The 8,913-nt window shown below is 54.5% G+C and carries 8 protein-coding genes and 1 tRNA gene; 6 read left to right on the forward strand and 3 right to left on the reverse strand.

Annotated features, from left to right (window positions below):
- Positions 1 to 60: 60 nt before the first annotated feature.
- From groL to BEI65_RS24205, 3 genes are all read right to left on the reverse strand, one after another.
- Positions 61 to 1,707 (reverse strand): chaperonin GroEL, encoded by a 1,647-nt coding sequence (groL, locus tag BEI65_RS24195; RefSeq protein ID WP_099065429.1) that lies wholly within the window; start codon positions 1,705 to 1,707, stop codon positions 61 to 63.
- A gap of 44 nt (positions 1,708 to 1,751) precedes the next feature.
- Entirely contained in the window at positions 1,752 to 2,045 is a 294-nt protein-coding gene (locus tag BEI65_RS24200; RefSeq protein ID WP_085119369.1) for a co-chaperone GroES, read from the reverse strand.
- Between the two features lie 185 nt (positions 2,046 to 2,230).
- The gene (locus BEI65_RS24205; RefSeq protein ID WP_099065430.1) at positions 2,231 to 2,722 is read right to left on the reverse strand and encodes an FxsA family protein; all 492 of its coding nucleotides are present in this window, start codon (positions 2,720 to 2,722) and stop codon (positions 2,231 to 2,233) included.
- Between the two features lie 345 nt (positions 2,723 to 3,067).
- On the opposite strand from BEI65_RS24205, the gene aspA reads away from it, so the two are divergent.
- The 6 genes from aspA to BEI65_RS24240 all read left to right on the forward strand — a co-directional run bounded on the left by aspA (position 3,068) and on the right by BEI65_RS24240 (position 8,909).
- Positions 3,068 to 4,504: an aspartate ammonia-lyase gene (gene aspA, locus BEI65_RS24210; RefSeq protein ID WP_099065431.1), complete on the forward strand. Its 1,437-nt coding sequence runs from the start codon at positions 3,068 to 3,070 to the stop codon at positions 4,502 to 4,504.
- Positions 4,505 to 4,629: 125 nt separating this feature from the next.
- Positions 4,630 to 5,931 (forward strand): anaerobic C4-dicarboxylate transporter, encoded by a 1,302-nt coding sequence (locus BEI65_RS24215; RefSeq protein ID WP_085119363.1) that lies wholly within the window; start codon positions 4,630 to 4,632, stop codon positions 5,929 to 5,931.
- A 121-nt stretch (positions 5,932 to 6,052) separates the two neighbouring features.
- The gene (cutA, locus tag BEI65_RS24220; RefSeq protein ID WP_099065432.1) at positions 6,053 to 6,376 is read left to right on the forward strand and encodes a divalent cation tolerance protein CutA; all 324 of its coding nucleotides are present in this window, start codon (positions 6,053 to 6,055) and stop codon (positions 6,374 to 6,376) included.
- A complete protein-coding gene (locus BEI65_RS24225; RefSeq protein ID WP_099065433.1) occupies positions 6,352 to 8,058 on the forward strand; it encodes a protein-disulfide reductase DsbD in 1,707 nt (568 codons plus the stop codon). Before cutA ends, BEI65_RS24225 begins: the two co-directional genes overlap by 25 nt.
- A 40-nt stretch (positions 8,059 to 8,098) precedes the next feature.
- The gene (locus BEI65_RS24230; RefSeq protein ID WP_099065434.1) at positions 8,099 to 8,674 is read left to right on the forward strand and encodes a transcriptional regulator; all 576 of its coding nucleotides are present in this window, start codon (positions 8,099 to 8,101) and stop codon (positions 8,672 to 8,674) included.
- 159 nt (positions 8,675 to 8,833) lie between these two features.
- Positions 8,834 to 8,909: transfer RNA gene (locus BEI65_RS24240), tRNA-Phe, on the forward strand.
- The last annotated feature ends 4 nt before the right edge of the window (positions 8,910 to 8,913 follow it).

Raw genomic sequence — 8,913 nt, forward strand, 5'->3', positions numbered from 1 at the left:
ACTGATCGGCATTGCGGCCAATTGACCGGGGTTTTCAGCACACAAACGTGTGGGGGATGATTACATCATGCCGCCCATGCCGCCCATGCCACCCATACCGCCAGCGCCGCCTAAATCAGGAGCGTCGCCTTTTGGCAGGTCGGTGATCATGCACTCGGTGGTGATCATCAGGCCAGCCACAGAAGCCGCGTACTGCAGAGCAGAACGGGTTACTTTGGTTGGATCCAGGATACCCATCGCGATCATGTCGCCGTATTCTTCAGTTGCTGCGTTGTAACCGTAGTTACCTTCGCCCGCTTTCACGGTGTTAGCAACAACAGATGGCTCTTCGCCGCAGTTCAGAACGATCTGACGCAGTGGGGACTCCATTGCGCGCAGCGCAACTTTGATACCCACGTTCTGATCTTCGTTCACGCCACGCAGTTCACCCAGTTTGGACGCTGCACGAATCAGTGCAACACCACCACCAGCAACCACGCCTTCTTCTACTGCAGCACGGGTTGCGTGCAGAGCATCTTCAACGCGAGCTTTCTTCTCTTTCATTTCAACTTCGGTAGCTGCACCGACTTTGATTACCGCAACGCCGCCAGCCAGTTTTGCTACGCGCTCTTGCAGTTTTTCACGGTCGTAATCAGAAGTTGCTTCTTCGATCTGCTGACGAATCTGGGACACACGGCCCTGAATCGCAGGTTCTTCACCATTACCATCGATGATGATAGTGGTGTCTTTGTTGATCACGATGCGTTTAGCCGTACCCAGATCTTCCAGGGTAGTTTTTTCCAGCTCCAGACCGATCTCTTCAGAGATTACGGTACCGCCAGTCAGGGTAGCGATGTCCTGCAGCATGGCTTTACGACGGTCACCGAAACCAGGTGCTTTAACCGCAGCCACTTTCACGATGCCGCGCATGGTGTTAACCACCAGGGTAGCCAGCGCTTCGCCTTCAACATCTTCAGCAATGATCAGCAGTGGTTTGCCGGCTTTCGCCACGGCTTCCAGTACTGGCAGCATTTCACGGATGTTGGAGATTTTTTTGTCAGCCAGCAGGATGAACGGGCTTTCCAGTTCGATAGAGCCGGTTTCTGGTTTGTTGATGAAGTACGGAGACAGGTAACCACGGTCGAACTGCATCCCTTCAACAACATCCAGCTCGTCTTGCAGGCCAGTGCCTTCTTCAACGGTGATAACGCCTTCTTTGCCCACTTTTTCCATCGCTTCTGCAATCAGTTTACCGACGGTTTCGTCGGAGTTTGCAGAGATGGTGCCTACCTGAGCGATGGCTTTGGAGTCAGAGCAAGGTACGGACAGTTTTTTCAGCTCTTCAACAGCGGCGATAACCGCTTTGTCGATACCGCGCTTCAGATCCATCGGGTTCATGCCGGCAGCCACTGCTTTCAGGCCTTCGGTGATGATGGATTGAGCCAATACGGTTGCAGTGGTGGTACCGTCGCCCGCAGCGTCGTTCGCTTTAGAGGCAACTTCTTTCACCATCTGCGCGCCCATGTTTTCGAACTTGTCTTCCAGTTCGATCTCACGAGCAACAGATACGCCATCTTTAGTGATGGTAGGAGCGCCGAAGGATTTATCCAGCACTACGTTACGGCCTTTCGGGCCCAGGGTCACTTTTACTGCATCAGCGAGAACATTCACGCCGCGGAGCATTTTCACGCGAGCGTCATTGCCGAATTTTACGTCTTTAGCTGCCATTGGTATTTCCCTTCAACTCGTTCAGTTCAGAAGATAAAGCGTTATTACGCTTCAACAATTGCCAGAATGTCGCTTTCGGACATGATCAACACTTCTTCATTGTCGATCTTCTCTGCTTTCACGCCGTAACCGTCGTTGAAAATCACGATATCGCCAACTTTCACATCCAGCGGCTGGATGCTGCCGCTTTCCAGAACACGTCCTTTACCAACGGCTACTACTTCACCACGAGTAGATTTACCCGCTGCAGAGCCAGTCAGAACGATGCCGCCAGCAGATTTTGATTCAACTTCTTTGCGCTTGACGATAACGCGGTCATGCAATGGACGAATACTCATTGAACGCTCTCCTGTAAGAAGGTCTCTATCAGATTTAGGGTTGTCACCGGATTGTTATTACCGGCCTCGTGGGATTTGAAATGGGGGCATTCCATCCCCCTTCAAGGGGCCAGACAAAAAAATTTTCGCTTTTGATGGCCATACTGGGCTACGGATGCAAAAAACGCGGCCTGGGCCGCGTTTTTTTATCGATCGTTAGGTTTGTCGTGATCGTCAGGCTGGTGATCCAACGTGTAACGATCGTCGTTCTTACGTTGAAACTCGCCGTCAAAAGTATTGCCGTTGGCAGCATCCCCGCCCGGTCCCCAACCGCCAGGACGATAGACCGAAAGATGCGGCATCAGCTTCAGCGTCAGCGACTTCTGCACCGGCGGCAGCAGTAGCAACAGACCCAGGAAGTCGGTAAAGAACCCCGGCACCAGCAGCAGGAAGCCCGCCAACACCAGTGAAACGCTCTTTACCATTTCCGCCGCTGGGCTTTCACCCGCGGCCAGCTTCTGTTGCATCTGCATGAAGGTTTTCATGCCCTGATTACGCACCAGCGAAATACCAACGCAGGAAGTGAACACCACCAGCAACAGGGTGATCGCCACGCCCATGACGGCGGCGACTTTGATAAATAGAGATATTTCTATGTATGCCAACAGAAATATCAGCAGTAACGGTAACCAGCGCACCTGGTTCTCCTCTGGTAGATCTACGCCGCCGCACGGAGGCGACGACGCGAAAAAGGGGCCGGTAAACGGCCGACCTGAATACAATGGGGTCAGCCGATGGTCATTTCAACCAAAGGCCCTTTTTTATTGCTAAAGTTAGTAAACGTGAATGAGATCACAGAACGGAAAACACGTGATTTTAGAAGGCTAAGAAGGTGATCTGGATTCAGTCATTTATTACTAACCAGCATATGATCTGGGCAGCAACGGGCACTGTGGTTAATCGTTTCACGCCTGAAGCCTTCGGCAACATAATTTGGTTACCTGACAATTAATTAATTCGGCAGCAATATAAAGAAGGTTCTCATGTCAAATAACATTCGTATCGAAGAAGACCTGTTAGGAACACGTGAAGTCCCCGCAGAAGCCTATTACGGTGTTCACACTCTGCGTGCGATTGAAAACTTTTATATCAGCAATAGCAAAATTAGCGATGTGCCCGAGTTTGTTCGTGGCATGGTGATGGTAAAAAAAGCCGCTGCGCTGGCGAACAAAGAACTAAAAACCATCCCACGCAAAATCGCCGATGTCATCATCCAGGCCTGTGATGAAGTACTGGATAAAGGCAAATGTATGGATCAGTTCCCGGTAGACGTGTTCCAGGGCGGTGCAGGGACTTCGCTGAACATGAACACCAACGAAGTGCTGGCGAATATCGGCCTGGAACTGATGGGTCATCAGAAAGGCGAATACCAATACCTGAACCCTAACGATCACCTCAACAAATGCCAGTCCACCAACGATGCCTACCCTACCGGTTTCCGCATTGCCGTTTACGCTTCCAACCAAAAGCTGATCGACGCCATCAACCAGCTGCGCGAAGGTTTTGACCACAAGGCCAAAGAATTCGAAACCATTCTGAAAATGGGCCGCACCCAGTTGCAGGATGCGGTACCTATGACTCTGGGTCAGGAATTCCATGCTTTCAGCGTGCTGCTGAAAGAAGAGACTCGCAACCTGCACCGCACTGCCGAACTGCTGCTGGAAGTGAACCTGGGTGCCACGGCGATCGGTACCGCTCTGAACACTCCGGAAGGTTACGCGCAATTGGCGGTACAGAAACTGGCGGAAGTCAGTAATCTGCCGGTCGTGCTGGCCGAAGACTTGATCGAAGCCACTTCCGACTGCGGTGCCTACGTCATGGTGCACAGCGCGCTGAAACGTTTGGCGGTCAAACTCTCCAAAATCTGTAACGACCTGCGCCTGCTGTCTTCAGGCCCACGCTCCGGCCTGAACGAAATCAACCTGCCGGAACTGCAGGCGGGCTCTTCTATCATGCCTGCCAAGGTGAATCCGGTGATCCCGGAAGTGGTCAATCAGGTGTGTTTCAAGGTGATTGGCAACGACACTTGCGTTACCATGGCGGCCGAAGCAGGCCAGTTGCAGTTGAACGTGATGGAGCCGGTGATTGGCCAGGCGATGTTTGAGTCCATCCACATCCTGACCAACGCCTGCTATAACCTGCTGGAAAAATGTATTAACGGCATCACCGCGAATAAAGAAGTCTGCGAGCACTACGTCTTCAATTCTATCGGTATCGTCACCTATCTGAACCCGTTCATTGGCCACCATAATGGTGACATCGTCGGGAAGATCTGTGCCGAAACCGGCAAGAGCGTACGCGAAGTGGTGCTGGAACGCGGTCTGCTGACCGAAGCCGAGCTGGATGACATCTTCTCCGTGGAGAACCTGATGCACCCGGCCTATAAAGCCAAACGCTATACGGATGAAAATGAACAATAACAGACACACCCGGTAGCCCAAAAAGGCACGCTAAATCCTCTGGATAGCGTGCCTTTTTACTTTCCATCGCCCACAAAAATTTAACTTTTTATTTTCAAATAATCTTATTTTGAGGAGTAGACACTATGTTAGCCGTAGAATTGGTTATCGTTCTGCTGGCCATTTTTTTAGGGGCCAGGTTGGGCGGTATCGGGATTGGATTTGCAGGCGGGCTCGGCGTTTTGGTCCTGGCACTGATTGGCGTGAAGCCGGGCAGCATTCCGTTCGATGTCATCTCCATCATCATGGCAGTGATTGCCGCGATCTCGGCAATGCAGGTCGCAGGCGGGATGGATTATCTGGTGCAGCAAACTGAAAAGCTGCTGCGCAAGAACCCCAAACACATCACTATTCTGGCGCCGATCGTCACCTATTTTCTGACTATCTTCGCCGGTACCGGCAATATTTCGCTTTCTGCCTTGCCCGTGATTGCCGAAGTGGCGAAAGAACAGGGCATCAAGCCTTGCCGTCCGCTATCTACCGCCGTGGTATCTGCCCAGATTGCCATCACCGCCTCCCCCATTTCCGCTGCGGTGGTCTACATGTCCTCCGTGATGGAAGGCCACGGCGTCAGCTATCTGCACTTGTTGATGGTGGTAATGCCTTCTACCTTCTGCGCCGTGGTGCTGATGTCGCTGCTGGTCAGCTGGATGTTCGACTCCAAACTGTCTGACGATCCGGTTTACCAGAAACGCCTTGAAGAAGGTCTGGTTACCCTGCGCGGCAACAAGGTGGTGGAAATCAAACCACGCGCCAAAGTCTCGGTGCTGCTGTTCCTGTTGGGCGTACTGTGCGTGGTGGCCTACGCCATCATCAACAGCCCGGGTCTCGGCCTGGTGGCAAAACCCTTGATGAACACCACCAACGCGATTTTGATCATCATGCTGAGCGTCGCCACCCTGACCACCCTGCTGTGCAAAGTCGATACCGATATGGTGCTCAACTCCAGCACCTTTAAGGCCGGTATGAGCGCCTGTATCTGTATTTTGGGCGTGGCCTGGCTGGGCGACACCTTTGTACAGGCCAATATCGACTGGATCAAAGAGACTGCGGGTGCCGTGATCCAATCACATCCGTGGCTGCTGGCGGTGATTTTCTTCTTCTGCTCGGCGCTGCTGTACTCTCAGGCCGCTACCGCCAAGGCGCTGATGCCAATGGCACTGGCGCTGAACGTCTCGCCATTGACCGCCGTCGCATCCTTTGCCGCCGTCTCCGGCCTGTTCATCCTGCCGACCTACCCTACGCTGGTCGCCGCAGTACAGATGGATGACACCGGAACCACGCGCATCGGACGTTTTGTGTTTAACCACCCGTTCTTTATTCCCGGCACCATCGGGGTAATATTGTCGGTGCTGTTCGGCTTCTTGCTGGGTAGCGTGATGCTGTAATGCTTTCACCGGGGCTGCGGCCCCGGTTTCCCCCCCCTTCCCATTGGCGATAAACTCGCCTTCTAGCCGACCGCCCTTCAAGGTATAGTGCCCACTGATAATCTGGATGAGAGGGCTGAAGATGTCTGATTGCGAAGCTGTCGTCATACTCTGCACCGCACCCGATGAGGGCACGGCTCAAGACCTGGCGGCCCGGGTTCTGGGGGAAAAACTGGCGGCCTGCGTCACGCTGCTGCCCGGCGCATCATCGTTATACTACTGGGAAGGGAAACTGGAACAGGAGTATGAAGTGCAAATGCTGTTCAAAAGCGATCGCCGCCATCAAGACGCCCTGCTCAACTACCTGAAACAACATCACCCGTATCAAACGCCCGAGCTGCTGGTGCTGCCGGTGATGGCTGGAGATAAAGACTACCTGTTATGGATCAACGCCTCATTAAATTGATATTCCTGCTTTGCAGCCTGTTTTTTTTGCCGCAGGCGGCCCAGGCATCGCTATTCTCCCCGAACGGCGGCAACCAGTTCGTGCCGGTCGATCAGGCTTTTGCTTTCGATTTTAAGCAGCAGGACCACCAGCTGACGCTGAACTGGCAAATCCGCCCCGGTTATTACCTCTATCGCCAGCAGATTAAACTGGTGCCACAGCAAGCGACGTTAGGCTCCTTTGAGCTGCCGGCCGGGCTGAGCCACAAGGATGAATTCTTCGGCGAAGTCGCCATTTTCAAACAACAGCTGAATCTGCCGATCCCACTGCAAAAGGCGGCCAGCGGTGCCAGCCTGAGCGTGACTTATCAGGGCTGCGCCGAAGCGGGTTTCTGCTATCCGCCGGAGACGCGGGTGATCCCTCTGGATGCGGTGAGTGCTTCAACCGCACCGCCGGCCAGCGCACCGGAAGAACCGGCACCCGCCAGTCTGCCGTTCTCCCCTTTGTGGGCGCTGCTGATTGGTATTGGCATTGCCTTCACCCCTTGCGTGTTGCCGATGTATCCTTTGATTTCCGGCATCATCCTTGGGCGTGAAAAGCCACACAGCAGCGGCCGCATACTGGCGCTGGCGGTGGTTTACGTGCAGGGCATGGCACTGACCTACACGGTGCTCGGCCTGGTAGTCGCCGCCGCCGGGTTGCAGTTCCAGGCGGCGCTGCAACACCCGTATGTCTTGATCGGCCTGTCAGTGCTGTTTATCGCGCTGGCCCTGTCGATGTTCGGTCTGTATTCGCTGCAGTTGCCCTCTTCGCTGCAAACGCGATTGGCGGGCTGGAGTAACAGCCAGCAAGGCGGTTCGCTGCCCGGCGTATTCCTGATGGGCGCACTGGCCGGACTGATTTGCTCCCCCTGCACCACGGCGCCGCTCAGCGCGATCCTGCTGTACATCGCCCAAAGCGGCAATATGTGGGCCGGTGGTGGCACCTTGTATCTCTATGCGCTGGGGATGGGGATCCCGCTGGTGCTGGTGACCCTGTTCGGCAACCGCCTGCTGCCACGCAGCGGCCCATGGATGCAGTATGTCAAAGAAGCCTTTGGCTTCGTGATCCTCGCTCTGCCGGTGTTCCTGCTGGAGCGAGTGATTGGCGATCTGTGGGGACTGCGGTTGTGGAGCCTGCTCGGTCTGGCGTTCTTCGGTTGGGCATTTGCGTTAAGCCTGAAGACTTCTCGTGGTTGGGTCCGTGCACTGCAATTATTGCTGCTGGCGGCGGCAGTGATCGCCGCACGACCGCTGCAAGACTGGGCCTTTGGCGCCAACAGCGCACAGCAGGCAGCGGTGCAACACCTGAACTTCACGCGGATCAGTAATGTAGATCAACTCAATCTGGCGCTACAGCAGGCGCAGGGAAAGCCGGTGATGCTGGATTTGTACGCCGACTGGTGCGTCGCCTGTAAGGAGTTCGAGAAATATACCTTCAGCGATGCCAGCGTTCAGGCTAAGCTGGCTAACGCGGTGCTGTTACAGGCCGATGTCACGGCCAACGACGCCGAACAGGTCGCATTGCTTAAGCACCTGAAAGTCCTGGGATTGCCAACGATTCTGTTCTTTAACGGTACCGGGCAAGAGTTAACGGCCCAACGGGTTACCGGATTTATGGATGCGGCGGCGTTCAACGCGCATTTGCAGAAAACGGTGCAATAAATAACACTGAGGATCGGAACCGAATTTGGAGGAAGCACAAGTGCAACGTGAACACGTCCTTGATACGGCACTGGGGCTGTTGGAACAACAGGGCCTGGCGACCACCACATTGGAAATGCTGGCAGATAAACTCGAGGTGCAACCGGGCGACCTGAAACGGTTCTGGCCGGATCGCGAAGCGCTGCTGTATGACTGCCTGCGCTATCATGGTCAGCAAATTGATACCTGGCGCCGCCAGTTACTGCTGGACGAGACTCTGAGCCCACAGCAAAAGCTGCTGGCACGCTATGACGTTTTGGAAGAATACGTCAAACACGACCGCTACCCCGGCTGCCTGTTTATCGCCGCCTGCAGTTTCTTCCCGGAAGTGGATCACCCGATCCACCAGCTGGCTGAGCAACAGAAACTCACCTCGCTGGATCTGACCCGCGATCTGCTGCGGGAAATGGATGCCGACGACGCCGACATGGTGGCGCAGCAAATGGAGCTGATCCAGGAAGGCTGCCTGAGCAAACTGCTGGTAAAACGCCAGCTACAGGACGTATCCGTCGCCAAGCGGCTGGCGGAAGATATCTTGCAGGTGGCCCAGTGCCGCAGAAACGGGGCGTTAAGCTAATTCAGTGTGCGGCGGTATACCGCCGCCGCAGAATGGCAGCCAACTCGGCACAATTTTCGAACCCTTTGACCGAAAAGCCAGCAACCAGTCGCGTTTTACCTGATTTCATTCACAAAGCCGTTGACTGCCTTCGGCCAATACGGTTTAATGCTGCGCGTTGCCCGGATAGCTCAGTCGGTAGAGCAGGGGATTGAAAATCCCCGTGTCCTTGGTTCGATTCCGAGTCCGGGCACCATATT

The sequence above is a fragment of the Serratia sp. BW106 genome, from assembly GCF_002607755.1.
Lineage (GTDB): Bacteria > Pseudomonadota > Gammaproteobacteria > Enterobacterales > Enterobacteriaceae > Serratia > Serratia proteamaculans.